The organism is Mesorhizobium sp. M0016, from assembly GCF_040324035.1.
GTDB lineage: Bacteria > Pseudomonadota > Alphaproteobacteria > Rhizobiales > Rhizobiaceae > Mesorhizobium.
In genome coordinates this window covers 1-25,827 of the sequence record NZ_JAMYVM010000041.1, presented here as the reverse complement: position 1 = coordinate 25,827, position 25,827 = coordinate 1, and the positions used below count along the sequence as shown (strand labels likewise).

The window sequence follows — 25,827 nt, the reverse complement described above, 5'->3', positions numbered from 1 at the left end:
GCGAAACCCTCCATCCAATCTCCAAGCTCGGTGCCGAGGAGTGTTTCGGAACCCGGGCCACCTTCGATAATCTTTGCCATTGAAATACTCCTAATGATGCCCCTGCCTGAGGCGTTCATATTCGTCATCGGACAATTGGAGAAATCGATTGCTTGGATAGGCATACATTTACGAAATGGATGCACTCTCGTTCACTTCGCCCTTCTGCTGAGCAGTTGCGGGCTCGCAGGCGGGGGGGGCCGGAACAAGCGCTCTCGCAGCCAATCGTCCAGCCCGTCAACGCGGTCGGCCGAACAGGTTTACCAAACGGAACGGTCCCGCCGTGGCGGAGATACCGACGCACCGTGTTGCGCGCACCCGAATTCCTTCGCCCATCGGTTCGCTCCACCAGCCAAGTTCATGCAGCCGAAGCGTCGCTGCTACCTCTTAGGCTGAAGCATCAGCTCTCTCCACATCGTTCTCGACAATGCAGGAATCTCCCAATTCCAACCGCCATCCATGCCTCCTCTCATGGTCGAGGGGGGGGCAGTTTCTCAATTTGCGGACAACTGAGACGTCCGGTGCTCTTAGGCAGAGGAATCATACGAGATCCCTCCTGCAACATCATTTCACGCATCCACAAGCTTGCCGGATCACTATTGTGGAGCGCAGGCCATTGGATGGCCTCCGTGAATGCGGGAGGAAGTGGTGGCGGAAGTTGGACAATCCGCAGGGGTGTTGTTTTTGCGAAATGCTGCGCCAGCCGTAAGGGCATGGTCCCGATGCGGCTGGTGCCGGATACAACGGGCGGGATCAGGCTAAAGCCGTGTACGACAACTTCGATACGTCTCTCGAAACCGTGCTCAAGCAGATACCATTCCTCGACGGAGAGCTGCCGGGTGTCCCCGAATTTGAGGACAACCTGCCCCATCGATAAGTATCGCTCCAATGTAAGTGGCTCTGACAGCTGCTTGTTCGTGCGGCAGCCTACGCATACGAGCTTATCTTCGAACAGGGCTGCGCGAGGATGTTTCGACATGAATACTTCCGGCATGATCAGAAAATCAACGTCGCCGCGCCGGAGAAGCTCCTCGGGGTCGTCGGAAATAGGGAGACATTCAAAGCGGACGGCGGGAGCTTCCCGCGCAGCACGTTCTACGATCTTCTTAAAAAATACGAGCGTGATGTAATCGGAAAGGATGATCCGGAAGCGACGATCCGATTGGGCTGGGTTGAAGGCGTCCCAGGAAATAATCGATAGCTGGATGTGCAGCAATGCCTCCCTGACTGCTGGGGCGAGCCCCTCAGCGCGCGGTGTCAAAATGAGCTCGCGGCCGCTCATCGTAAATAGCTCATCGCTGAAATAGGCGCGTAACCGAGCAACGGCGGCGCTCATTGCCGGCTGGCTCAGGTTAATACTGCGGGCCGCCGCGGTGACTTTACGTTCCCTGACCAGAGCGTCCAACACAACGAGGAGGTTCAGATCGAGTCCTTTAAAACGCATGTCTTGATCTAGGCGGCGTGTGAATGGGTTGCGCCCAAACATCCAATTCGAATGGTGAGTAGCGTCAACGCATCAGCCTTCGACGAAAAAGAGCAATCGAAAAGAAGAAGGGCAAAACCGTGTATATGCAAAGCGCGCCGATATGCAGGCCCATTTTGTCAATCGGACGGCCAAGCATCGCTGGACGAATGAGGTCGATTGCATGTGCGAGCGGCAATAAGGAGGCAGCATACTGAAAAGCGCCGGGCAATTGGTTGACCGGAAACATCGCGCCGCAAAGGAACAGCATGGGTGTAATAACAAGCGTATTATAAAATATGAAATATTCATAGCTGGGCGCAAGCGCCGTGACGACCATCGCTAGACTCGCGAAGGCGAGGCCATTGAGAGCGATGACTGGCAGCAAGCAGAGGATGGATGGCCACGATGCGTATCCGAGCGTGGTGGCAACAATAGTGATTGCTGTGCCCGCCATGAGGGCCTTCGTGGCTGCCCACGCCAATTCGCCGAGTAAGATATCGCCGAGCGTCAGCTGAGTGCATAGCATTCCTTCCCAGGTGCGCTGGTCGCCCATGCGGCCGAAACTCCCGTAGACCGTTTCAGCGGTCGCCGATGCCATCACGCTTGTGGCAACCATGCCAGCCGCGAGAAACGCAATGTACGAAGTGCCCTCAACAGGACCTATCATTGTTCCGATGCCAAAGCCGAGACCGAACAGATAGATCATCGGATCGGCGAGGTTGCCGAGAACCGATGCAAGCCCGATTTTCTTCCATCCAAGATAGTTGCGGCGCCAAACCGCGACCCAATTCCACGCATTGGCGGGCATGCCCGCCGCATAACGTTCGCCCATTGTTCAGTCCTCCATCTCGCGCCCGGTTAACCGCAAAAACACATCCTCGAGATTGGGGGGACGCTGCAGAAGGCGTAGACCCGTGCGCCCGCGTAGCTGCGCCAGCACCTGCTCCGGATCGGGTGCATAGCAAAAAAGCGTCTCACCGCTCACCTCGATGCGCTGTGCGTACGGCCGGATCAGCGCACCCAGTTCATGCGGATTGCCGCCGTAGACCTCGACCACGTCACAGCCGATCTGCTCGTCAATGAGTTCGGACGGGCGACCTTCGGCGATCTTGCGCCCCTCCTCCATAACGCACAGCCGATCGCACAGCCGCTCGGCCTCTTCCATGAAATGGGTAGTCAAAAGAATAGTCTTGCCCCGCGCCAGCAGCGATCGCAGCCGATCCCAGATCAGGTGGCGGGCCTGCGGATCGAGGCCGGTGGTCGGCTCGTCCATCACCAGCAAGTGCGGGTCATTGATCAGCGCACGCGCGAGCGTCAGGCGCCGCTTCATGCCGCCGGACAGTTCGGCGACGCGCGCATCCGCTTTGTTCTCGAGGCGGGCGAACTCAAGCAGCGATGGTATGACCGCATCGATCTGGCGTCTGCTCATCCGGAAGTAGCGCCCGAACACCAACAGGTTCTCGCGTACAGTGAACGCGGCATCAAGATTGTCGAACTGCGGGACCACGCCGATGCGCATACGTGCCAAACGCGCGCGCGCCGGGACTGGAGCGCCGAGCACAGTAATCTTCCCCGCATCAGGCGATGTCATGCCGAGGACCATACGCGCAATCGTGCTTTTGCCCGCGCCGTTCGGTCCCAAGAGCCCGAAGCATTCCCCCGCCGCAACGCGGAACGACAGCCTGTCGACAACGAGCTTGTCATAAGTTTTGCTTACGTCAGTAAGGTCGATCGCTACCATGGACATGGGTTCATTTTACCGAGAGGGACGACAAAACTGGCGGTTGCTTGGTTGCCTGCCGACCTGAAACTGTGACTCGTCTTCGCCATCCCCGCCGTCGATAACGAACTGATCGACATCACAAGGATCTAGCCGCTGCTCCGCTAAAGCGGCAACAATTGCGTCGAGATTATCGATGGATTGGTAACGCGGATCGTTGTGCCGCTTTTCCTGGTCAACGCAGAAGACGAGCCGTCCATCCTCGACCAGGGCGATCGCCCCATCATGGGTCAGCTTGGTACCACAGATGCGCATAGTGTCTCCACGTTAACGGCGATAGATTCGATTCATCAGGAAGCGGAAATCGGGTTCCGGAAACGGACGAGCAAGCAGTCTTCGTTGACCGACTCGCCCCGACACTCAAGACGCTCTACCTCGATCAACGTTTCGTTCAGCATGGCGATGACCGGCTCAGCACCAGCGGCGTGACCCCAGCGACGGCAATTAGCATCCCTTGCCGATCCGAAGATCAGATGCCCGCCTGGCGCAAGCACCCGCACCAGGTTTTTGACGGCCGCGCGCATCTCGGCTATGTCTCCGAGGTAGTAGAGGACCTCCGCCACAACGATCAGGTCAAACAACTCGTCGGTCGAAAACTGTTGAACATCGGAGACTATCCAGTTGATGCGCGACGGCTCCTTTATCCGTTGACGTGCTCGAGCAATCGCTTGCGCCACGACATCGATGACGGTGAGCCCTTGGCAGTAGGGGGCTAGTTTTTCCGTGAATGCGCCGGCAGCGCACCCGACTTCGAGGGCATTTGTAATGGAGCCTTGGGCAAGCGCCAGCTGGAGCATTTGCGTGTGGCGCTTCTGCTCGAACGGATTGCCGTCGAGGCGCCACGGATCGTCTGCGGCCAATTCCCGATCAAGCAACTGATGATTCGCGTTCTGGGTCAAACTCGTGCACCTCTCGTCCATCAGGTAAGTAGCGATCACTCGTCGCCGCAAATGTTGTCCGACAGGACTAATTCCGAAGAATCCCGCGCAAGATTGAGCCTGCGAAGCGGAGCCGAATGGGGCGAGAATTCTGCCCTGCTGGAACCAGTGATCGGAGTTTGGGTGGGGGCCTGTTTTCCCCCAGTGTTCGATGTAGCGACAGCAGAGCTTCGTGACAGCCAATCGCTATTGCTCAAGGTACACAGCGCGTAGGCCTTCAACGGAAGCAAGAGAAAGACGTTGATGAACGTGTGCAGCGAAAAGCCAAGAAATCGAAATTGTCGAGCACGAAATGCTACCACGCTGCATCGGAGCATGGTCATGGACACAATCATCAGTCCTGTCCACCAAGGCACAGTGCCTGTCAGTGCGAAATGTGCGAGGCCCGTTAATACCGATAGGGCGAGGAGTAGCGCGCCGAGATTCTGTCCGACCACGTCCAACGTGAGATAGCTATTTAGGCTAGGCAGCAAGCGCAGCCCAAGCAGCGTGTCCCGGAATGTGCTTCGTGCCCAACGGAGTTGTTGGCGCAGATACGGTCCGAGTCTGTTCGGAACGACTGTGGCCGCGATGGCGCTCGGAACGTATTCGGTTCGAAAGCCTGCTTTCAGCATCAGGATAGTGAGATGGCGATCCTCACCGAAGTCGCTTGGCTTGCCCCGAAAAAATTGCGACTCGTACTGGTCCAGTAACAAAAGGAGCGCAGACCGGCGGTACATGGCACATGGGCCGCAACAGCACATAACGGCACCGAAGCGAGCCTGTGCCGCGCGCTCCTCGTTGCAAGCCAGCCAGTACTCCATGTCTATCAGCCTGGTCAGCCAGCTCTCGGTTCGGTTACTGGCCGTCAACTGACCCATGACTGCGCCGACCGCTGAATCTCGCATCTTCGGTACAAGCTTGGAAATGACGTCGGGTGCGAGTACCGTGTCTGAATCAACGTTAAGCACCAGATCCCCTGATGAGCGGCGTATCGCGGCGATCTGCGCCTTGCGCTTTCCAACATTCTCGGGAAGCAAAATGATGTCGAACCTAGGGTCGCGCGCGTAGTCTTCGTGGACAGTTCCTAAGGCTTCGCGATTTCCAGAACCGTCATCAACCAAATAGACCCGAAGTCTTCCGGCGTATTCTTGGTCTGCAATGGAAGCCAGGCACTCTGAAAGCGTGCGCGGATCCTCGTTGAAGCAGGGGACGATGACATCCACGCTGGGCAGTTTGTCGGAGCCGACGAGAACCTCCAACGCCGACGAATCCTTTGTCGGCATAGCATAAAGCCCTTGCATGCTCTTATAGGCAGTCGAGAGCAGTGCATAAAGCGAAATGGCCACAGTGCTGGTTGTACCAAGAAGTGTCATGGGATCTCGTTTGTTCAGTGATGTTGAGGAAGTGAGCGGATTACAAATCCGCGCTCACGCAGTGCTGGAATCAGCCGGGACAGCGCCGTGACCGTCTGGTCGCGCATGCCGGCGTGAGCGCCCTGGCTCAACTCGCCGGGAGGGCATCCGTCGTGCAAGAGTACAATTGCGCCCGGCCGGACAGAGGCGAGCACTCTATCAATAATCGCCTCGACTCCAGGGCGAGACCAATCTCGAGGGTCGACGGACCAATGAAGGGCCGCCAGCCCGGCGATCTGTGATGCTGTGCAGACTTCTTCGCTCCAGGCGCCGTAGGGCGCGCGAACAAAGCGGACCGAGGCCTGCGGGCACGCTCTCATGATGGCGTCGTTCGCTTCAAAGACCTCACGTTGCACTTCGCCGAAACCGCATTGGTACAGGTCCGGATGAGACATCGTGTGGTTGCCTACCTCGTGCCCTTCTGCGATCATCCGTTGGATTAGATCTGGGTGCTCTAAGGCGTAGGCGCCGATGACGAAGAAAGTCGCCGGCACCCGCTGCTCTGCCAGCACGTCGAGAATCTCCGGTGTGAAAAGTGGATTGGGACCGTCGTCAAACGTCAGATAAACGCTTCGACGGCCGGTGCCGTCAGAGCACTCACGGCGCACTTCGTACAAGCAATCGGACCGGCTCATAGCTCTGGTCCGTTCCGATCTATCATCGTGCCCGTGGGCCATTCGCTGATCGGCCGTCCAACTGGCAGAACAATGGTGAGTGCGTCATCGATGCGTGTGGGCGGCAGGTCGAGGCGGGCCTCTGGTCGGGTGGAGCGCACGCGAATTCCCGACAAAACGGCCATAGGGCTGTATCGCCGTCCGAACCTCTCAACATGATTCCGCAGCGCGTCCCTGACCGTTCCGAAAGCGAATGGAACGCCAAGCTCCTGCAGTATTGGAAGCATGACATGGATTGAATGGGCGATTCCCAGACCCTCAAGGTCCGGACGTACCCCGTACAGGCCCAGCTCAGCCACCAACAGGTCGACCGCGTCGACCTTGATGAAACGGCGCAGTATGCCCATGTGAGCCGCTACACCGCTTGAATCATAGGCGATTACGCGGAGTTCAGGCCTGGCTCCGGCCCAGCTTCGACTACCTTCGAACGGTTCTGCGTTGGACGCCCCAGTCGGCCCGTACGTATCACGAAAGAACTCGGCGAGCTTAACGTGATCGGAGAGCTGCAACTCGTTTTCCCAGCACAACTTCCACTGCACCTGATGGCGCATTCAGGACCTCTCTTCATATTGGTTTTTGCGGCCGCATCACTCGACCAAAGCGGCGTTGGTGGCTGCACTCAGCCGTTGTCGTTGGCGAAGGTGAGCCAGACGCTCTCTCGAGTTCCGGCCCGTGTCGTCGATTTGAGCTTGACGTCGCTCACTTTCCGTTCCTCTAATGCATGGCTCGTAAATTCGTAAAATTGATTGTTTGAATGATACGCATCCACACGTTGGATAGAACATGACATGCGTTTTAAAGGGCTGGATCTAAATCTCCTCGTTGTGCTGGACGCTCTGATGAGGGAGCGTAAAGTCACTGCCGCGGCTCGCAGTATCAACCTGAGCCAGCCGGCCATGAGCGCCGCCGTTGCTCGGCTACGCGCCTATTTTAACGATGAGCTATTTACGATGAACGGCCGCGAGCTCATTTTGACGCCGCGCGCCGACGGGCTCGCCCCAGCAGTCCGGGACGCATTGCTGCACATCCAGCTATCGATTATTTCCCCCGACGCCTTCAACCCGGCCCAATCGGATCGTCTCTTCCGAATCATGCTTTCCGATTACATCACGCTCGTATTTTTTAGGAAGATAGTAGAGCGCGCTGCGCAGGAAGCTCCCGCCGTTCGCTTTGAATGTCTGCCTATTTGCGACGACCCCGAGGAGCTTCTCCGGCGCGGCGACGTTGATTTTCTGATCATGCCGGAAGTGTTCATGTCGAAACATCCTCGCGCAGCCCTGTTCGAAGATAAGCTCGTAGGCGTAGGCTGCGGCACGAACAAGCAGCTGTCGGAGCCACTTACATTCGAGCGATACTTGTGCATGGGACATGTCGTGCTCAAATTCAGGCACACCCGGCAGCCCACCATGGAGGAATGGTATTTGCTCGAGCACGGATTCGAGAGACGTATCGAAGTTGTCGTACAGGGCTTTAGCCTGATCCCGCCCGTCCTGTCAGGCACCAACCGCATCGGGACCATGCCCTTACGGCTGGCGCAGCATTTCGCAAAAGCAACACCCCTGCGGATTGTCCAACTTCCGCCGCCACTTCCTCCTCCTGCATTCACGGAAGCCGTCCAATGGCCTGAGCTTCACAATAGTGATCCGGCAAGCATGTGGATGCGGGAAATGATGTTGCAGGAGGCATCTCGCCTGGCGCCTTTGCCTGAAATCATTGAGCGTCTCGGGCACGCCGATCCGACCTTTCGTTTCTTGGTACCGACTGCCACCTCGAAATCGCGTGCGAAGTCCCGGAAGATGTTAAGCCCCACCTAATCGCCCCCTGTAGACGGGCCGATCAGCATCTCGACAAGCGCCGGCGCGGCGCGTGTTGCCTACGTTCTGGGCTGATCTCAGGCGAGTTGCTCGTCGAGGATGTGTGGCAGAGTGATGCCAGCTGCCTTGATTGCCCGCCTTGGCCGTAGGTGGTGACGACGCGAGCATTCTTTCGATGGCGGCTTCTGGAGGCGGACGCGATCGCGTCGGAGCGGTTGCCCTTCGGGCGTCGGGCCTTTGGCCCGGCAGAGCGGCGCAGTTCCTTGCTAAGTGCGAGGGGCCGGAACGAGCAGAACACACGCCCGGGCTGCTACTGAATTGACTGCCGCCTCGATTTGCGTGCGAAGTCCCAGAAGATGGTTAGCCCGGTTAAATTCCTGCCTTGCCGGCTGTGCCGCGGCTTTTCACGTGCAGCCAGGCGAGGAGATGGCGGTCGACGAGGTCGACCCCCAAATGGACTGTGCTGGCCTCGCTCGGCTCTTGCCGTGCGGGATCATTGACCACACCCCCTGCACGAGAACGTCGGGCATGTTGGCAAGTGAAGCCGGTGGAGGTTAACGCTGCGGATCTAGGCAATCTACCTCGCGCTTCCGCCTTAAGGCGCCGCCGATACCCAATTGGCTCTTCGTCCTGGGCCGCGGCTAAGGCCCGGGGGTGCGCCCACCCGTGTGGAGGGACCATCATTCAACTTTCTCTCGTTATGAAAGGGAACTCCCGCTTAGGATAGACTCCTTCATATATTTTCCGGCAGATGGATGTCGAACGGCAGAAATGTCTGGCCGGGTGTTTCAGCGGTGCCGGTCTCGATAGCCCGTGTCATCAGCGTTATCAGCTCCTGGCAAAGCCGGCGCATTGGCGTGGCGACCGCCATCGTGACGATGTTATCTGCGAGCGCTGCCCGAGACTCAGGTGTGATTTCATTCACGATCGCGACGAGATCCCGACTTTTGCCCTCTTCTCGGAGCGCGGAGATGGCGCCCTCCATGCCGCCGCCGGCGACATAGAAGCCGACGAGCTCGGGCTCCCGCTGCATGAGATCAAGCGTTGCCTCGTAGGTGATCTGCCGTTTCTCGAGGTTCATGACCGGATCCAGCACCTCGAACGTGGGCGCGTTCTCACGGCAATAGGAGCGAAAGCCGACGTCACGGAGCTCGTGCCCCTGGAAACGATGGCTGCCGACAAACACCGCCACTTTGCCGGGCCGTTTTGCGACCTTGGACACCATCCAAGCGGCCGTGCGCCCCACCTTGCGGTTGTTGAGGCCGATATACCCCTGTCGCACGCCGGCGGCGAAGTCGGAAAGCAGCGAGAAAACCGGAATGCCCTTGGCCTTGAGGTCCTCAACCGCTGCTGTGATTTTCGGGTGGTCCGGTGCCACCATCGCGATTGCATGGCAGCGTGCGCCCAACTCCTTGAGCGGCGCGATCAGGTCGCTCGGCATATGTGACGGGGCGAATTCGACGAGCGGAATGCCGTGGAAGGACTGGGCCAAATTGACCGATGCTTCGACCTCGCGCGCAAAATCTTGGTAGAAATGCTGGGCCGGTTTTCTCAAGATGAAGCCCAGACGGTAGTGCGGTAGGTCTCGCCGCAACCGCTGCTTGATTAGCCCGGCAGCATGATAGCCAATCGCCTGGGCGGCGTCGTGGACCCGCCGCGCGGTCTCCTCGCGCACCGGATGGCGGGCGTTCAGAACCCGATCGATCGTTGCTACGCTGACTCGGGCTTCGCGGGCGAGATCGGCAATCGTGGGGCGCTTGGTCATAGGTCCTATTCTGATTGGTTTTTGACGCGGGCCGGCTCTCTGTCCGCCTAACGCGTTTCGGTTTCGGGTGGCAAAGCGAAGACGTCCCCATACGAATGGGCACAACGTGTTGGACGAACATCATTGCAGACGTAAACCGGCCGGGTATACTGAAAGGCTCATTCGCTTAAAGGGCGGTGACGATTTGCACTCACACATTTAGCGCTTCTGATACATGGTCCGTGAGGAGCCGTTTAGAGGCTGCGGGTCGGTCGTTCAGTTATGTGACCAGCTAAGCGACTTGACAGGTCGTGGGCCGCCCACCTTACTTGCAGGAGGGTAGCCGGTTTGATGGCTCGGTAAGCTGATGACCGCTGAAGGCAGCTTTCATCTGTGCTCGGTCCAACTCTCCTTCCCAGCGTGCGACGACGAGGGATGCCACTGCGTTGCCGACGCAATTCGTCAGCGCCCGGCATTCGGACATGAATCGGTCGATGCCGAGTATCAGTGCCATCCCAGCAACGGGAACACTCGGAACTACCGCGAGCGTAGCCGCCAGGGTGATGAAGCCCGCACCTGTCACACCTGCAGCGCCCTTGGAGGAAAGCATTGCTACGAGCAGCAGCAGCACCTGATCGCCGATGGACAGATCCGTGTTCGTCGCCTGTGCGATGAAGAGAGCCGCTAGCGTCATGTAGATATTCGTGCCGTCCAGATTGAACGAATATCCGGCCGGGATGACGAGACCCACAACCGAACGCCTGGCGCCCGCCTTCTCCATTTTCTCCATCAGCGACGGGAGCGCCGCCTCCGAGGAGGACGTTGCGAGGACAAGCAGCAGCTCTTCCTTGATGTAACGAATGAGAGAACAAATCGAAAAGCCGTTGTAGCGGCAGACTGCGCCGAGAACCCCGAACACGAAGAGGAAGGCGGTGAAATAGAACGTCGCGACCAGCATCGCGAGGTTGACTACCGAACCGATGCCATATCTGCCGATGGTGAAGGCCATCGCGCCAAAAGCGCCGATCGGCGCGGCCTTCATCAGAATTCCGACGAGCTTGAAGACAGGCACAATGAGCGCCTGGAGGAAGGAAACGACAGGCTTGCCCGTCTCTCCGGCCATCGCAAGCGCCATGCCGAACAGAACCGAGAAGAACAGCACCTGCAGGATGTCGCCTTCCGCGAAGGCACCGACGATCGTTGGCGGGATGATGTTCATCAGGAAGCCGGTGACCGACTGCGCTTTGGCTTTTGCGGCATAGGTATTCACGGCCTGGACATCGAGCGAGGCCGGATCGATGTTCAGGCCGTCGCCAGGCTGGACGACATTGGCGACGATGAGGCCGACGATCAGCGCGAGCGTTGAGAAGGTGAGGAAATAAACCATTGCCTTGCCGGCGACCCGGCCGACCTTATGAAGATCGTTCATGCCGGCAATGCCGGTCGCAATTGTCAGGAAGATGACAGGCGCGATGATCATCTTGACCAGCTTGATGAAGGCATCACCCAGCGGCTTCAGGCTCTCGCCGGTCTCCGGATAAAAATAGCCAATTGCGACGCCGAGCGCGATGGCGGCAAGCACCTGGGCGTAGAGCTTGGTGTAGAAGGGTTTGCGGGGCGCGGGACTCGCGCCGCGGACTTGTGCAGCTGACACTGTTTCTCTCTCCCTGACCGGATCGAGGTGGCGTGACTTCTCCCGGGCTTCTCCCTATCGCGGCGCTCCGGTCGAACGCTGCACCAACGCCGCCGCAATACCCATGCCAGATGAATCCGCATCACCTGAACTGACGTGGGCTCGCCAATGATGGAGGAATGCGGTGTCAGACCAGCGGGCAAGGCCGCGGTCCGAACGCCCTTGATGGTCTCTGGCAGAGTGCTTGCGGGTCGATCCCTCTGGCTAGCGGCTTTGCTGCAAAAAGCGTGGTGGGTTCCTCATTAGCCGGCTTTGGACCGGGCCCCATCGTTGGCGCCAGCGCGTACCAATAGGTCGCCTGTTCAAGGCCGTCCAGATGACAGGCTAACTTACCCCTGTTCGGAAGCGCTCGTTTCTAGACAGCCTACGACCATGCAGCCACTGCAATCAGATATTCGGACGGCCTTTTGGACGACCAATTTTGCAAATCAACGCCCGCAGCAGGGGCAGCCGTTTCCAAGCGGTCGCATCGTAATCTGTTCAGACTTTTCGATACGCTCATTGAGTGTGCCGATTTCGGCCCCAGGCTGGTGATGGTGCTGACCAAGACGATGCGATTCAGAAGTTGCGGGCACCGCCTACGAAGTCGTACTCGATGCCAGCTTCGCGCCTTCACACGCGACATCGCCGCCGCCTGATCAACTCGAGAAAGATGGCGGTTGCCGCGACCGACCAGTGCCGTTGGCTGTTATTATCGCTCCCGCCCCTCCTTCGCGGGCGCTGGTGAATGGCACGGCCCCGCATTTACACTCCGCGCGGTCAGCCGCTCGGGCAAGGCATGGCCGGCCCAGGTATTTCTGCTTCAACGCAAAGATAGAACTGATGAATCCTATCATAGGCCGCGAGGTTTCCTTTCACAGATGAAAGAAAGCTCGATTGACTATGCCGCCTCGCTCCAGTCTTTTGAAAACAACGTGTGTTTGCCCGGGGCAAGCCAATAACATGGCCAAGCCTCGTGGAGGGAGTAGCCAAGCGATGCGTCAGGGCTAGACCCGCTTTGCACTCGACCACACGGCGGCGGCACGAGTTCACGTCGGAGCATTTTCGCGCGTGCCCGCGATGTCGCGGGCGCACATGCCGCCAGCCTAGATTTGATGGCGCGAGATCGAGGATCACATGCACCACAACATTAGCAAGTCCGAACAGAATGCCCGCGACTGCGGCATATCGCTGCCGAATGCGATAAAGGGTTGTCCAAAGTCCGACACGAATCCTGCGAGTGTGGCATTGCACGAGCGCGCGCTAACCGGCATCTTCGAAATATCGAAAGTACTCGCCGATGCCGCCCGGCTCGAACTCAAGTTGGCCAAGGTAGTCGATCTCCTGCACTCGTTTGTGCAGATGCGGCACGGCATCATCGCTCTCTGCGATGCCGAGGGCGGACTGGACATCACAGTGGCCAGCGGCTGCGGCACGAACGGCAATGAGCCCTCCCGGTCGCGCCTGCCGCGCAACGCCATCGACCAGATTGTGACGACCGACACGCCGCTCCTCGCCGAGGACATAGCGATGCATCCGACCTTCACTGCCGCTGATATCGAGGTGCTTGGGGCCTCCGACACCGTGTCGTTCATCGGCGTTCCCATTCGTGTTGATGGGAACGCCATAGGCGCGCTGACTTTGGACCGGGTTTTGGAAAGCAGGTCAAGCTATCGGCTCGACGATGATGTCCGGCTGCTTACCATGATTGCCAACATGGTGGGACAGACAGTCAAGTTGCATCGCTTCTCCGCGGCCGACCGCGAGCGAACGCCGGAGCTGGAACATCGGCTGCAAACGAAATTTTCTGATGTTAAGCACCCTGCACCCCGGCGCAAAAAGGTCCACGTCGAGGGGATGATTGGTGACAGTCCGGCGATAAGCGCCCTGCTGGAGAAGATCGCGGTCGTAGCCAAGGCAAAAACCACAGTTCTGCTGCGAGGTGAGTCCGGTACCGGGAAGGAGCTGGCTGCCAAGGCAATTCACGAGTTGTCGCCGCGCGCCAAGCGGCCCTTCGTTAAACTCAATTGTGCAGCGCTCCCAGAGACAGTCCTGGAATCCGAATTGTTCGGTCATGAGAAGGGTGCCTTCACAAGCGCATTCAATTCCCGCAAGGGGCGCTTTGAGCTCGCTGACAAGGGGACGTTGTTTCTGGACGAGATTGGCGAGATCTCGGCCTCGTTCCAGGCAAAGCTACTGCGCGTGCTGCAGGAGCAGGAGTTTGAGCGCGTCGGCAGCAATCAGACCATCAAGGTCGATGTTCGCGTGATTGCCGCCACGAACAGGAACCTGGAAGAGGCGGTTGCAAGGAATCAGTTCCGCGCCGACCTATACTACCGCATCAACGTGGTTCCCTTGCTGGTACCAGCATTGCGCCAAAGGCGCAGCGATATTCCGCTCCTCGCAGCTGAGTTTCTCAAGAAGTTCAACGACGAGAACGGCTGTACGCTCACCTTCGATCCGCGTGCGATTGAAGTGCTGATGAAATGTGAGTTTCCCGGCAACATTCGCGAGCTTGAAAATTGCGTGCACCGGACAGCGATCCTGGCCGAGGGACTGTCAATCGGGAGAAACGACTTTGCCTGCTCCCAAGGCCAATGCTTTGCCGAGGCGCTATGGAAGTGCAGATCGGGCAAGGCCGCGCTGCAACCACCGCCGATCCTGCCGGAGTCAGCGAATTTGGCCACGCCCCCGGACGAGGCCGCCAGTTCGGCCGCGACTAACCCGCTTGCCGGCGCAACCCACCCAATTGGCGCGAGGACGCCCGATATAGAGCGCGTCATTGCTGCCATGGAAAGATGTGGCTGGGTGCAGGCAAAGGCAGCGCGCTTGCTTGGGCTGACCCCGCGCCAGATTGGCTACGTGCTGAGGAAATACGGCGTCGAGATCAAGCGTCTTTGAAAGCATGACCCTGGGCATGAGCTGAGCCGCTTAGCGCCTTAGCGCCTTGGCGCCGCGCAGCGATGCAGATCCGCGTCCGCGTCAACTCGATTCGACCGAGGACAGGTGGCTGAATTCCCATGTCAGCCGGCGCTGCGACCATTGTGTGAAAGGCAACCCTGCCATCGTCAATCCCGTCCGCCATGTTGCTCTCGTTGCGAGCTCATGCGGATGCCCCTGTGTGACTGAAACGGAGTTAAATATGTCCGACGCAAAACTGCAAACTGTGCTTTCGGCTCTTTCGCAAGTGACACGACAGTTGGATGCTCTGCCGTCCAACGTACCAGCGCCGGACGCAAATTTTATCAAGCTGAATACGAATGAGAACCCGTTTCCGTTGCCGCCAATCATAATGCAAAGTGCAGTGGCGGCCCTCAAGCGCCAGTATCTATATCCGGATGACGATAACTTCAGACTGAGGGAAGCAGCGTCCAGCGCCTATGGCGTTTCCAGGGATCAGGTCATCGCTGGCAACGGGTCGTCTGAACTGCTCGGACTGATCTACAGAGCTTTCCTCGCACCCGGCGACAAGGTTGCGATGATGTCGCCAGGGTTTTCGTTCAACCGCAAACTTGCCATGCTTCAGGGCGCTGAGTTCCTCGAAATCGGATGTCAAGCTCATTCCCTGCCAATGGAGCAATTGCTTTCCGGTCCGGCAAAAGACGCCAAGTTTATTATGTTGGCCAATCCAAACAATCCGACCGGAACATTCCTCCCGATCAGCGATATCGAACGCCTCGTAGCACAATCGGACCGCTTGATTGTCCTTGATGAGGCATACGTCGACTTTGCACCCGATCACGGACTGCGCCTCATCAACCGGTATTCGAACCTTCTGATCTTGAGGTCATTCTCGAAAAGCTATGCCGCCGCCGGCATTCGCGTCGGTTTCGGTTTCGGTCACCCTGAAATTATTGGAAGGCTGCGAAACATCCAGAACGTCTTCAACATGAACGTGATCGGGCATGCCGTAGGTATCAGCGTGCTTGCGCATCGCGGCGCCTACGCAGACAACCACAAGCACATCAAGGATGAACGAGAGCGAGTGACAGTTGCACTATCGCAACTCGGATTTTCCGTAACACCCTCCCGCGCAAATTTCTTGCTGGCCCGTGTGCCCGCGGGACAGGACGGCTCATGGTGGCAAGCAGCATTGGAGAGGCAAAAGATACTTGTCGCGTTTTTTCCGGACAAAGGCTTGGAACACTGTATCCGCGTCAGCATCGGCACAAAAGAGCAGATGGATGAATTTCTTGCTGCCGCTGGCGACATCGCTGGAAGCTTAACGGTGCCAAGCTTCAGGGGCAGGGAAGCGTCAGGCTCTGCTTCTTCGTTACGCTGACGCTAATCGGCGATCACACACATCTCTTCCGACTTGCTTGGTGACCCCAGCAAGAAAACAGCCTGCTTTTAAAATCGGGGACTTAAAGAGTGACAAACGTCTTTCCTTCAAACCTAGCTTTCGGCATCTTCGATCATTTGGATGAGGATGGCCGCGATATAGGCCGGCAGTACGAAGATCGCCTGATATTAGCAGAGGCGTGCGATCAGCTAGGGTTCTATGCCTATCATCTCGCAGAACACCACTGCACTCCCCATGGGAGAGGTCCATCGCCGAATCTGTTCTTATCGAGCGTCGCCCAGCGCACCCGGCGCTTGCGTCTCGGACCCTTGGTGATGCTGCTTGCGCTTTATCATCCGCTGCGTGCGTTCGAAGAGATCTGTATGCTGGACCAGTTGAGCGGTGGCAGGCTCGAACTGGGCATAGGGCGCGGTGCTCTCCCGACCGAATTGGGCTACTTCGGGATTGGTGCGGACGCGGTGCCGGGCCGTTATGCCGAAGCCAGCGAAATTCTTATGCAAATACTTGTTAATTCGAGGGAGGTCGGCACGCTCTGCTATCAAGGTCGCCATTTTGATCTCAATGACGTTCCTTTGACGCTAAGACCTCATCAGCGTCCACATCCGCCCACATGGGTCGCTGCCAATCGACCCGAGTCCACAGCTTGGGCCGCTGCGAATGGAACAAATATCGCGTGTGTAGGACCTTCCTCTTCTGTTCGCAAAACTACTGATGCGTTCCGCGCCTATCGAGAGGACAACGCAGGCGGGGGGGATCAAGGGAGATTTGTCGGATTGCTCCGCATGGTCGTGATTGGGCGTTGTGACACACATGCCTATTCGCTCGCGGCACCTGCTTACGCACGCTGGCTCAAGAGCTTCCAATTCCTTTACGAGCTTAACGCTATCCCCACTCCACCAAACTTGCCGCTGACCTTCGATGCGGCAGTCGAGAGTGAATTGTGCGTGGTAGGATCAGCAGAGTCTGTGCGAAAAGCTCTGCTAGATCAGTTGGAAGAGGCAGGTGCCAACTACCTGCTTTGTCAAATGGCATTTGGAAATCTGCCGCTAGATGCTTCCCTTTACACCGCGAGGACCATTCAATCCGAAATCATGGCTCGACTTGGCTGACCATGTGCTCGAGCTTGCACGTGGTGGGGCGGGCAATCGGGAGGAGGCCAAACTGACGACGAGCAGGCGGCACAGAATACCAGCTTTGTGCGTTGGCTGGCGTCTGGGCCATCGTGTGAACATGCACGATCCTAAGGAGAGGGTAGCCGAGCGCGTCACGATGCCGGCACGCGTCTGCTCGTCGCGCTGGCGCTAGTCGTTGCCCCATAGCCAGCCGCACGAGGTTCTTCTCGCCCGGGGCGGCGTCGGTGCGGCGCCCACTAATCCAGCTTCATCAGCGGCCCGTCGGTGGCAAAGCCGTCACTCGCTACGGCGCTATTGAGGGCGCGCTCGCGAGCGGCTTTGCGACGCCCAGCCAACACCTCCAGCGAGCTCGCCCGATGATGGTGGTGCACCGCGGTCGGATACGATGCTGGAGGAAATCGTTCGCAGCCGGTCTTCACGAATTGCGAGGAGTGCTCGTTCTTGAATGCTGGCTGCTGGCCGGATGCGGTGGCCTGAGTGGTCTGCCGACACGCCCGAAAGTCAACGCCACTACCACAAGGCCGCCAAGATGTCAGGTCTGAGAGCCAGCTTGGACGGTGGTATCGTGTTCGGGAAGGTCGTCGAAGGAGGCGTAGTTGAGATAGTAGAGTTTGGAATACAGGCCGCCCATGGCTATTAACTCATCGTGGTTGCCAGTCGCAATAACTTGGCCATTCTGAAGCACGATGATGCGGTCGGCCCCCCGGACCGTGGCGAGACGGTGGGCGATGACGAGGCCAGTCCGCCCTTCAAGCAGCTTGATCAGAGCCTTCTGAATCTGCAATTCCGTGTAGCTGTCGATATTGGCGGTAGCTTCGTCGAGCACGAGGATCTTGGCGTCAGCGACGAGGGCGCGGGCGAAACTGATAAGCTGGCGCTGGCCGAGAGATAAGTTGTCGCCGCGTTCGCCAAGTTGGGTCTCATACCCGTCGGCGAGGCTCATGACGAAGTCATGCGCGCCGACAGCCTTGGCCGCCTCGATCACCTTGTCGCGCGTGGCTTCCGTCTTCTGGTATCGAATGTTCTCGAAGACCGTCCCGGTGAACAGGAATGGCTCCTGCAGCACCATGGCGACCTGGCGGCCGAGCGATTCTTGGGTGAGGTCGCGTACATCATGTCCGCCGACCAGCACCTGACCCTGCTGAACATCATAGAAGCGGTGGACCAGGGCCATCGCACTCGATTTGCCAGAACCGCTCGGTCCGACTAGTGCGACCGTCTCGCCCGGATTGACCTTGAACGAGACATTTTTCAGAACCGAACGGTTCGGATCGTAGCCGAAGGTGACGTCCCTAAACTCGACCGAGCCGTCCATTTCGGGCGAAAGCACCTCGGCATTGGGTTTGTCCTTAACATCGATCTTGACGTCGAGCACATCGGTCAGGCGCTTGCCTGAGGCCATGGCGCGCTGCATGACCGAATATTGCAGGGTGAGTGAGCGGATCGGGTCAAAGAAGCGCTGGATGTAAAATAGGTAGGCTACCAACACGCCCACATCTATACGGCTATTCATGACCATCGAGCCGCCGACCACAATAACGGCGGCCAAGGCGAGGCCGGTGATGCCATCGACGATGGGCACCATGACCAGTGCATATCTGGCAGCGATCAGGTGGGTCCTGAGGTTGGCATGGGCCCGATCGTCAAAAAGACTGAAATTCACCTGCTGGCGGTCCATTGACTGTATGGTCCGCACGCCGTGAATGGCTTCGGCCAGCGCGCCATTGACGACGGAATTGGTTTCGTGTGCAGCCATGAAGGCGTCGCGGGCCCGCGGCAACCAGACAATGCGGACGATCACCAGGATCGGCAGAACCGATAGCGTCAGGAGGCCGAGGCGAAAGTCGAGCCACAGCATTACGAAAACGATGCCGAAGAGAAGCGCAACATCGCCTAGGGAATATACCGAGGTTTCCAGGAACTCCTGTATGGAGTTAACGTCGCCTTGCAGGCGCGACATCAGGCGTCCGACCTCGGTCTTGTCCATGAAAGAGAGCGAAACCTTTTGCAGATGGCCAAACATGGCGCGGCGGATGTCGAACAGGACAGTTTCGGCCATTTTCCCATCCAAGGCTTCCTGCATGTAGCCGGCGGCGAAATTGACCAAAATCGCCGAAAGGAACGCGCCGACGGCCGCAAGCTGGGCTGAGCGATCGGGCCCTGCCGGGTTCATGCCGAGGTCGATCGCGTAGCGGATGATCAAGGGGATGAGAAGCTGCGTCCCGGTGAAGATCAGCATCGCGACAATCGTGACAACTACCTTTGCCCGGTAGGGATGGACGAAGCCCCAGATGCGACGGAGGATGCTCTTGTCGAAAGCCCGGCCGAACATCTCCTCCTCGATCCGGTGCGAGCCGACGACCGCGCGCGGAGGGCGTCTCCCATCGTCACGTTCGGCTTCGAGTTCGCCGCGGCCCTGGTCCATCAGCGGGCGCCCCCATCCTGGCTAATAATGCTATCACCCGGGCGCGTCTGGAGATCGTAAAGGGCCCTGTAGCGTCCCCGCTTCGCCAGAAGCTCTTCATGCGTGCCGCGTTCTACGATTTCGCCTTTATCGACAAAAAGGATTTGATCGGCATGCTTAAGCGCACTCAGCCGGTGCGCGATGATGATCGTCACCCGATCCTTTGCGAAGCGCCGCATCGCCGCGCGAATGCGCAGCTCGGTGGCGGCATCGATCGCGGCCATCGAGTCGTCGAAAATGATGACGGAGGGGCGCAGCATCATGGTGCGGGCAATCGTGAGACGCTGGCGCTGGCCGCCAGAGAGAGAAACGCCGCGTTCGCCCACGACCGTCTCATACCCTGCCGGGAGCCCGAGGATGTAGTCGTGGAGCTGGGCGAATTCTCCAGCGCGTTCAATTCGCTGTCTCTTCGCCCAGGGATCGCCATAAGCGATGTTGTTCTCGATCGTTGTTGTGAATAGGAACGCATCCTGCTGTACAACCGCGACCGCCTTGCGAAGGCTCTCGAGGGTGACATTGCGTATGTCCTGGCCGTCCAACGTGATGGCGCCACCGGTCACGTCGTAAAAGCGGGGGACCAGATGAGCCCATCGTCGATTTGCCGGAACCCGGCGGACCGACGATAGCGATCGTCTCGCCTCTGCGGGCCTCAAAGCTGAGGTTCTTCAGAATGGCGCGGTTTTCGGCGTTGGGGTAGGCAAATGAGACATTGTGGAAGCGCAGAGTGCCGTCACTTATCTCAAGCGGTCTGGCCTCGAGAGCATCCCTGATGGTGATCTCCTGATCGAGGAGACCGAAAAGCCGCGAACCGCAGCTAGAAGCGCGGGCAAACGCATTGACCATGAGACCGATCTGGCGGACTGGCATTTGCAGCATGGTCATGAAGGTCAGGAAGGTCGCCATGGTTCCGACGCTGATCTCGCCAGCGACGAGCTTGTTGCCACCGATCCCAAGCACCAATCCCATTGCGAAAAAGTAGGACAAGGTCATCGCCGACGTGTTGGGTACGTAGATGCCAACGAGATCGTTGGCGAGGTCGAGCGCGTTCTTGGAAGCGCCGTCGAACTTCAGCATCTCATAGGATTGAGCCGCAAAAGCGCGGACCACACGGATACCTGCGAGATTTTCCTTCATCACGCGGCTTAGTACCGAAAGGCGCTCATAGAGGTCGAGCCAGGTGGCGCGCAGCCTAAGCTGTGTGGTCGATGAGCGCCAAGCGACAAAAGGCACGAAGCTGAGCGCGGCCAAGCCGAGCATGGGATCGGTCGAGATCATCATGTAAGCGCCAATCCCGATCAGCATCGTCAGCAGGAGCACCCGCATGAGCCCGGTGGAAAAATACATCCGCACGCCTTCGAGATCGAGCATTCCGGCGGTTATCAGATCGCCTGAATGGACCCGGTCGTGAAAGGAAAAGCTGAGACGCTGGATCTTGTCGTAGTAGGCGAGCCGCAATTCGTACGCGACATGATGCCCGACGGCTTCGGCAAAATAGTTCTGCGCCATCGTGAAAACGCCGCGTAGCGCGCTGACGGCGAGCAGCAGGAGAGCCGGGGCCCAGAGCGCTTGTCCTGCCGCGGCCCCCGCGACACCGCCCCCGATAGCTGTCTGGGTCTGGTCGACAGCCCGGCCGAGAAGCTGGGGAATGAGCAACTGGAGGATTGCCGTCATGATCGTCGAGCCCATAGCGAGCGCAACCTGCCACGGATGGCGCAGATTCATACGCGTGATGCGCAACAGCGTACTCAAATCCCGGCCCCAGCGCGCCGCTTCAACATGGGTCAACGAATTCAGTGCGTTCGTTGCGCTGCTGACAGCGTCACTGTTCACGGGTGTATTCCCGACTGCATTTTGCGCCTTCGAGGAAAGCCGAAGCAGACATCGTCAAAGGCATCCGCCATTGTTAATCCCGTCCTCAACCTGCAGCCGTGCCCGTTCCCACAAGCCGAGCCGCCGCTTGACTTAGTGGCATGTCGATCACCGTGATTCCGCTTGCCGCAAGGAAACGCGCTTCGTTTCTGGTCAGGGTTTCCGCGTCCATTACGGTGCAATAGGGACCGCGGGAGCGCTTCATGATCTGTCTGGCGTAGGTGCGCAGCATCTGATCGTTGAAGCGGCAGCCAACGAAGAAAAATCCACGGGTGATGCGCCGTTCCTTCACAGCGTCTGGGATCGGTGTCTGGATATCAATTTCGGTCAGGACTTCGACGTAGTCGGAATCTGCGACGAGAAAGTTTTGCGCGGGCGTAATACTCCCGTGAGGTGAATAGAGAACCGTCTTGGCCCCCAATCGGGGGTCGAGCTCCCTCCCGGACAAATCGTAGGTTTTCGTCCAAATGTTGCCGATTTCATTCGCGCGCGTGACGCCTTGTATCTCAACGACGTCCGTTCGGCCGGTCTCTACCAGAGCCGTGCGCATCGCGCTGTCATACCAGCTGTCGATGATGAGGGAGAGTGGCAGCCTTGCGAGCCAGGCGTGGAAGGGGGTCGGCCCCACCGGCGCTGCGAATATGTCGGTCATCCAAGCTTGAAGCGTCCGGCGATGCCGGCGCTGTTCGATGAACTGCGCAACCGACCACATATTGGTGCGGATCCTGGAAGGGGCTGGAGCCCGTGCATTGAGTGCCGCGGCAACAACCTCCGGGGTATGCGGCACAGGCGGTTCCGCACAGTTCAACTCAAGAAGACCCGGACCGAGATAGGGGATCACCTCATCGGCGGCGAGCGCTTCCTTCGCCAGGTCAAGCAGCTTTTCAGCAAAACTGTCCCGCACAATGACGAGGTGGCCCGATGTCAGGATAGTGTTCATCTCGTTTCCTCGCGACGCACCTAGGGGCAGCATCAGTCCTCTTCGGAAATCTTCCTTGCCTCGACGGTGATCGGCAGACGCGTATCACGTGGGAGATCGGGTAGGAGGAGCCGCCACCCGTTCCTGAGCGTGACCGTTCCGCCCCACAACTCTTCCTTCTCGAGATTGATGATCGGCTCTTCGAGGTCCTTTTTGGGGACATACGCCGACAAACCAGCACCGGTCCTGCGGATCATGACTTTCATCTGGCCGTCCCTTCATTGGTATTGCTTTCAGCACTGCAGGGCGCCTCGGCCTTGTCGAGGCTCATCAGTTCACGCGCTCGCATACCGACGACGGTGCCACGGTCGATCCACTCGACCGCATAGATGAAGAACTGCTGGAGAAAGGTGCCAATGTCGCGCACATATCCCTCGTCCCCCTTCCGCACGAGATTTTCGCCGATCTCCCTGCCAGGATAGGTGCCGTCATTCTTTATGTGGCGAGTGGCACGTACCCGCTCTCCCGGCAGGAATCGTGGAGGCCTGCGGATTTCGATCTCCTCTTCTCGTCCGAGCGACATGTCCGTTCCCTGATTTCTCTTGCGGCTGAGATTGCGAACAAGGCGTTCCAGGCGTCCTGCGTAGGCAGCCCCCAACCATGTCGGCAGTCCAATGTCCGTTACGCAGGAACGCAGGTCTTCGGCACCGGACATACCGAGGCACATTGCTGCGCATCGAAGACCCCCTCGCATTCGGTGCACTTCTGTGACTCGATCACGTAGCTCTCGCCTTTGAACTTGATCGCGCCGGAAGGACATTCGAATTCGCAGGCGCCGCATTGGGTGCATTGGGATGCGATGATCTTGAAAGCCATTTTAACTCCTGGTCCGAATGAATGAGACAGCTCAGGCCGTCGCTGCGAGTGCGGGGGTCCCAGACGCGGCGATGTAAATCGCGCTGATTGCTGTCTCGATATAGTCATGGGCACAGGCGTCGGTGGCTCTGATTCCAGCCTCCGCGAGCTGATCCTGCGGGCAATTTCCAATCTTGGCGCACAGCACGATATCTACGCCTTGAAGCGCTGCGATGACGCCATCGAGGGCGGCTTCTTCGCCCCAGCCGCCGAGGCAATACTTGTCCACCTTCCGATGCCCGACGAAGCTGATCCCTTTCAGCGAGGCTTGATAAACCTGGAATTCCTTCGCATGGCCGAAATGCTCATTGACGCGGCCGCCGCCCTTGGTCGCCACCGCGAAGAGAAGGGACTTGCCGGGGCTCGCTGCCTTGACCAATCCGATCGCTTCTCTCCTAGCCTCGACGTGATCACGGCGCTCCTCCGCGACCAGCTCCCGATAGGCCTTGCGTTTGCTGGCATCGTAGGTGACCTCGGCGGGAATCCGGTCGACTGTGAATTCCTGGCCACGATCTTCTCCGAGCAGGCCCACGGCATCTGCCCGGCACTGCCGGCAGTGCCGCATTAACTGGGCGCCACCTTCGACACGATCCTGAAGAGCCTTCATCTCCATTGCGTTTGGGCCGCGCTGCCCGCTCAGTCCGTAATGCGTGCCGTGTGCCGGGTCCGAAATCAGCGGCATAAGGTTGTGCAGGAACGCGCCTCGCTCCTTAACCCATCTATTCACCTCGATCAGATGCTCATCGTTCACGCCCGGGATCACCACCGAGTTGATTTTGGTGAGGATGCCCCGTGCGGTCAGCATCTCCAGGCCCAACATCTGCCGCTGGTGCAGGATCCGGGTGGCTTCAATGCCGACGTAGCGGCGATGATCGTGAAAGATCCAAGGATAGATCTTTGCACCGACCTCAGGGTCGACCATGTTGATCGTGATCGTCACGTGATCGACATTCATGTCAGCAAGCTCATCGACACGGTCGGGCAGCGCCAGCCCATTCGTGGATATGCAAAACTTGATGTCTGGGATTTCCCTGGCGACCCTGGCGAAGGTCGCCTTCGTCTTGTTCCAGTCGTAGCAGGCGTCGCCCGGTCCGGCGATGCCGAGCACGGAAAGCTGCGGCACCTCGTTGGCGACCGCGATCACCTTGCGTAGCGCCTGGTCGGGCGTCAGCTTTTCAGAGGCCACCCCAGGCCGGCTTTCGTTGGCGCAGTCATATTTGCGATTGCAGTAGTTGCACTGGATGTTGCAGCCCGGCGCGACCGCGACGTGCATACGCGCGAAATAGTGATGCGCCTCTTCTGAAAAGCAGGGGTGATTCTTGATCTTCTCCCAGACAGCCGGATCCGTGTCGTCGGGCTTTGTCGACGAGCCGCAGGACGAAGACGCGCAGCCACCAGGTTTCATGGTGCCAAGCAACTGGTCACCAAATGTCGTGCTGAGGCCGTCAAGCGAAATTGCCGGTGCAGACATGAACGGCTCCGTTGCTGCGTGATGTCGCAGTTCAAAGCGCAAGAGCTATGCCAGCTCAAAGAGCTGTTTCGGTTCATGAATAGGCTTCTCGTGTCAGATTCCTTCGGATTGCTCCGACACACCTTTGTCGGGCTTACGACAGTGGACAAGCAAATATGGTCGCGAGGCTAACAGCCTCGGGCGCGCAGAAAGGGAGACTACTCCGGGCTTACGTTGACGTAATCACTCGTCTAGAAACACGATACCATGCCGGCGCAGCGCGTAGCCGACTTGCCGTGTCGTGTCAGGCCGAGGTACGAGCCGCCCTGGCCTGAACCCAACCGGCCTCGTCCAGCGTTGCGCCAGACGCGGGGACAAGTGGGATCGTTCGGATCGGCGGCTGTGAGGGCAGATATCTTGCCTGCGGAGGCACCGATGCAACTGGCCGGCAGCCGCAATCCGGCCGGCACTACGTTGACCCGTGCTAGAGCGGTTCAGATTGTGACTGAATCTGTGGGATTCCCGTCGGCGTGATTTTTGATTCAAGATGCTGGCTGGATCGGAGGCCAGCATCTCATGACGGCTCCCATTTCAAACGATCTTGGTGAGCGTGTTGTTGGAGCGATCGAGGCCGGCGAGAGTTGCCGCTCGGTAGCGGCTCGTTTTGGCGTTGCGGTCTCGTCTGCGGTGAAGTGGTCGCTAGCGCTATCGGGCCAGTGGGTCTGTAGCGCCAAGCAAGATGGGCGGCCACCGCAAGCGTGTACTGTAGCCGCACCGGGCGTTCATTGCGGAGCGGATCAACCAGATGCCGCACTTGTCGCTACACGGCCTGAAAAACGAACTTGCGGCACGCGGTGTGAAGGTCTCGCACGATACGGTATGCCACTTCCTGCGGCGCGAGGCGTTGCGGTTCAAAAAAAACCTGTTCGCCCTTGAGCAGGCTCGCGCCGACATCGCACGGCGACGGCGACGCTGGCGCTCTTGGCAGGCCGGCCTCGATCCAGAACGGCTGGTGTTTATCGACGAAACCTGGCGCCGAGCGCCACGGCAACCCTCTCCAGCATCGGCCAAGGCCCTGACCAGGCGCAGGCAGCTTTCGGTGTTGGGGAAGATGCGCACGACATAGGTGCGCGGCGGATTTCCTCGTTGAGCCGCTCCAGCATGTTGGGGGATTTGAGATGCTTGTGGTGCTGTCTCGGCAGCCTGAAGAAGGTCAGGGTTTGTTCGATGGCATCCTCGGCCCAGCCTGTCAGG

General features: G+C 58.7%; 19 protein-coding genes and 5 pseudogenes. 5 read left to right on the top strand and 19 right to left on the bottom strand.

The annotated features are described in order from the left end of the window. Nucleotides 1–239: 239 nt before the first annotated feature. From NKJ88_RS31895 to NKJ88_RS31855, 9 genes and pseudogenes are all read right to left on the bottom strand, one after another. Nucleotides 240–500: pseudogene (locus NKJ88_RS31895) on the bottom strand (hypothetical protein); the annotation flags it as partial. An 8-nt stretch (nucleotides 501–508) separates the two neighbouring features. Next, nucleotides 509–1,483, bottom strand: a complete 975-nt coding sequence (locus NKJ88_RS31890) for a LysR family transcriptional regulator (protein WP_352446855.1) — start codon at nucleotides 1,481–1,483, stop codon at nucleotides 509–511. 64 nt (nucleotides 1,484–1,547) lie between these two features. Beyond that, on the bottom strand, nucleotides 1,548–2,336 hold the full coding sequence (locus NKJ88_RS31885) for an ABC transporter permease (protein WP_023687364.1): 789 nt from the start codon (nucleotides 2,334–2,336) through the stop codon (nucleotides 1,548–1,550). 3 nt (nucleotides 2,337–2,339) lie between these two features. Then, a complete protein-coding gene (nodI, locus tag NKJ88_RS31880; RefSeq protein ID WP_023706355.1) occupies nucleotides 2,340–3,251 on the bottom strand; it encodes a nodulation factor ABC transporter ATP-binding protein NodI in 912 nt (303 codons plus the stop codon). 54 nt (nucleotides 3,252–3,305) lie between these two features. Continuing rightward, nucleotides 3,306–3,539, bottom strand: a pseudogene (locus NKJ88_RS31875) (carbamoyltransferase N-terminal domain-containing protein); the annotation flags it as partial. 35 nt (nucleotides 3,540–3,574) lie between these two features. Further along, complete coding sequence (gene nodS / locus NKJ88_RS31870) at nucleotides 3,575–4,204, bottom strand: nodulation methyltransferase NodS (RefSeq protein ID WP_352446857.1); 630 nt, start codon at nucleotides 4,202–4,204, stop codon at nucleotides 3,575–3,577. 14 nt (nucleotides 4,205–4,218) lie between these two features. After that, the gene (nodC, locus tag NKJ88_RS31865; protein ID WP_023806352.1) at nucleotides 4,219–5,577 is read right to left on the bottom strand and encodes a chitooligosaccharide synthase NodC; all 1,359 of its coding nucleotides are present in this window, start codon (nucleotides 5,575–5,577) and stop codon (nucleotides 4,219–4,221) included. 14 nt (nucleotides 5,578–5,591) lie between these two features. Continuing rightward, nucleotides 5,592–6,251 (bottom strand): chitooligosaccharide deacetylase NodB, encoded by a 660-nt coding sequence (gene nodB, locus NKJ88_RS31860; RefSeq protein ID WP_352446854.1) that lies wholly within the window; start codon nucleotides 6,249–6,251, stop codon nucleotides 5,592–5,594. Continuing rightward, nucleotides 6,248–6,841 (bottom strand): NodA family N-acyltransferase, encoded by a 594-nt coding sequence (locus tag NKJ88_RS31855; protein ID WP_023694280.1) that lies wholly within the window; start codon nucleotides 6,839–6,841, stop codon nucleotides 6,248–6,250. The genes nodB and NKJ88_RS31855 overlap by 4 nt, the downstream gene beginning before the upstream one ends. A 237-nt stretch (nucleotides 6,842–7,078) precedes the next feature. On the opposite strand from NKJ88_RS31855, the gene NKJ88_RS31850 reads away from it, so the two are divergent. Next, a complete protein-coding gene (locus NKJ88_RS31850; protein WP_023807977.1) occupies nucleotides 7,079–8,104 on the top strand; it encodes a LysR family transcriptional regulator in 1,026 nt (341 codons plus the stop codon). 733 nt (nucleotides 8,105–8,837) lie between these two features. On the opposite strand, the gene NKJ88_RS31845 is transcribed toward NKJ88_RS31850, so the two are convergent. Together NKJ88_RS31845 and NKJ88_RS31840 are read right to left on the bottom strand one after the other, a co-directional pair. Continuing rightward, the gene (locus tag NKJ88_RS31845; RefSeq protein WP_023672231.1) at nucleotides 8,838–9,869 is read right to left on the bottom strand and encodes a LacI family DNA-binding transcriptional regulator; all 1,032 of its coding nucleotides are present in this window, start codon (nucleotides 9,867–9,869) and stop codon (nucleotides 8,838–8,840) included. A gap of 304 nt (nucleotides 9,870–10,173) precedes the next feature. Further along, complete coding sequence (locus tag NKJ88_RS31840) at nucleotides 10,174–11,502, bottom strand: dicarboxylate/amino acid:cation symporter (RefSeq protein ID WP_352446853.1); 1,329 nt, start codon at nucleotides 11,500–11,502, stop codon at nucleotides 10,174–10,176. 1,155 nt (nucleotides 11,503–12,657) lie between these two features. Here NKJ88_RS31840 and nifA point away from each other — a divergent pair. The 3 genes from nifA to NKJ88_RS31825 all read left to right on the top strand — a co-directional run bounded on the left by nifA (nucleotide 12,658) and on the right by NKJ88_RS31825 (nucleotide 16,932). After that, the gene (gene nifA / locus NKJ88_RS31835) at nucleotides 12,658–14,421 is read left to right on the top strand and encodes a nif-specific transcriptional activator NifA (RefSeq protein WP_352446852.1); all 1,764 of its coding nucleotides are present in this window, start codon (nucleotides 12,658–12,660) and stop codon (nucleotides 14,419–14,421) included. 241 nt (nucleotides 14,422–14,662) lie between these two features. Beyond that, the gene (gene hisC, locus NKJ88_RS31830) at nucleotides 14,663–15,802 is read left to right on the top strand and encodes a histidinol-phosphate transaminase (RefSeq protein WP_352446851.1); all 1,140 of its coding nucleotides are present in this window, start codon (nucleotides 14,663–14,665) and stop codon (nucleotides 15,800–15,802) included. A gap of 89 nt (nucleotides 15,803–15,891) precedes the next feature. Continuing rightward, nucleotides 15,892–16,932 carry an LLM class flavin-dependent oxidoreductase gene (locus NKJ88_RS31825; protein WP_031194208.1) on the top strand — a complete coding sequence of 347 codons (1,041 nt, stop codon included), beginning with the start codon at nucleotides 15,892–15,894 and terminating at the stop codon, nucleotides 16,930–16,932. Between the two features lie 556 nt (nucleotides 16,933–17,488). Here NKJ88_RS31825 and NKJ88_RS31820 read toward each other — a convergent pair. The 7 genes and pseudogenes from NKJ88_RS31820 to nifB all read right to left on the bottom strand — a co-directional run bounded on the left by NKJ88_RS31820 (nucleotide 17,489) and on the right by nifB (nucleotide 24,594). Further along, nucleotides 17,489–19,381: an ABC transporter ATP-binding protein gene (locus NKJ88_RS31820; RefSeq protein ID WP_352446850.1), complete on the bottom strand. Its 1,893-nt coding sequence runs from the start codon at nucleotides 19,379–19,381 to the stop codon at nucleotides 17,489–17,491. Beyond that, a pseudogene (locus tag NKJ88_RS31815) lies at nucleotides 19,381–21,250 on the bottom strand (ABC transporter ATP-binding protein). The gene NKJ88_RS31820 and the pseudogene NKJ88_RS31815 overlap by 1 nt, the downstream one beginning before the upstream one ends. Before the next feature lie 85 nt (nucleotides 21,251–21,335). Then, a complete protein-coding gene (locus tag NKJ88_RS31810; protein WP_352446849.1) occupies nucleotides 21,336–22,229 on the bottom strand; it encodes an SIR2 family NAD-dependent protein deacylase in 894 nt (297 codons plus the stop codon). A gap of 32 nt (nucleotides 22,230–22,261) precedes the next feature. Continuing rightward, nucleotides 22,262–22,474, bottom strand: a complete 213-nt coding sequence (gene nifT, locus NKJ88_RS31805; protein ID WP_352446848.1) for a putative nitrogen fixation protein NifT — start codon at nucleotides 22,472–22,474, stop codon at nucleotides 22,262–22,264. Beyond that, the gene (locus tag NKJ88_RS31800) at nucleotides 22,471–22,791 is read right to left on the bottom strand and encodes a nitrogen fixation protein NifZ (RefSeq protein WP_352446856.1); all 321 of its coding nucleotides are present in this window, start codon (nucleotides 22,789–22,791) and stop codon (nucleotides 22,471–22,473) included. Before NKJ88_RS31800 ends, nifT begins: the two co-directional genes overlap by 4 nt. A 98-nt stretch (nucleotides 22,792–22,889) precedes the next feature. Then, entirely contained in the window at nucleotides 22,890–23,084 is a 195-nt protein-coding gene (locus NKJ88_RS31795; protein ID WP_023672218.1) for a 4Fe-4S dicluster domain-containing protein, read from the bottom strand. Nucleotides 23,085–23,115: 31 nt separating this feature from the next. Next, nucleotides 23,116–24,594 carry a nitrogenase cofactor biosynthesis protein NifB gene (nifB, locus tag NKJ88_RS31790; RefSeq protein WP_352446847.1) on the bottom strand — a complete coding sequence of 493 codons (1,479 nt, stop codon included), beginning with the start codon at nucleotides 24,592–24,594 and terminating at the stop codon, nucleotides 23,116–23,118. Nucleotides 24,595–25,149: 555 nt separating this feature from the next. Between nifB and NKJ88_RS31785 the strand changes: the two are divergent. Then, nucleotides 25,150–25,693, top strand: a pseudogene (locus NKJ88_RS31785) (transposase); the annotation flags it as partial. On the opposite strand, the pseudogene NKJ88_RS31780 reads toward NKJ88_RS31785, so the two are convergent. Then, a pseudogene (locus tag NKJ88_RS31780) lies at nucleotides 25,639–25,827 on the bottom strand (transposase); the annotation flags it as partial. The pseudogenes NKJ88_RS31785 and NKJ88_RS31780 sit on opposite strands and share 55 nt — an antisense overlap.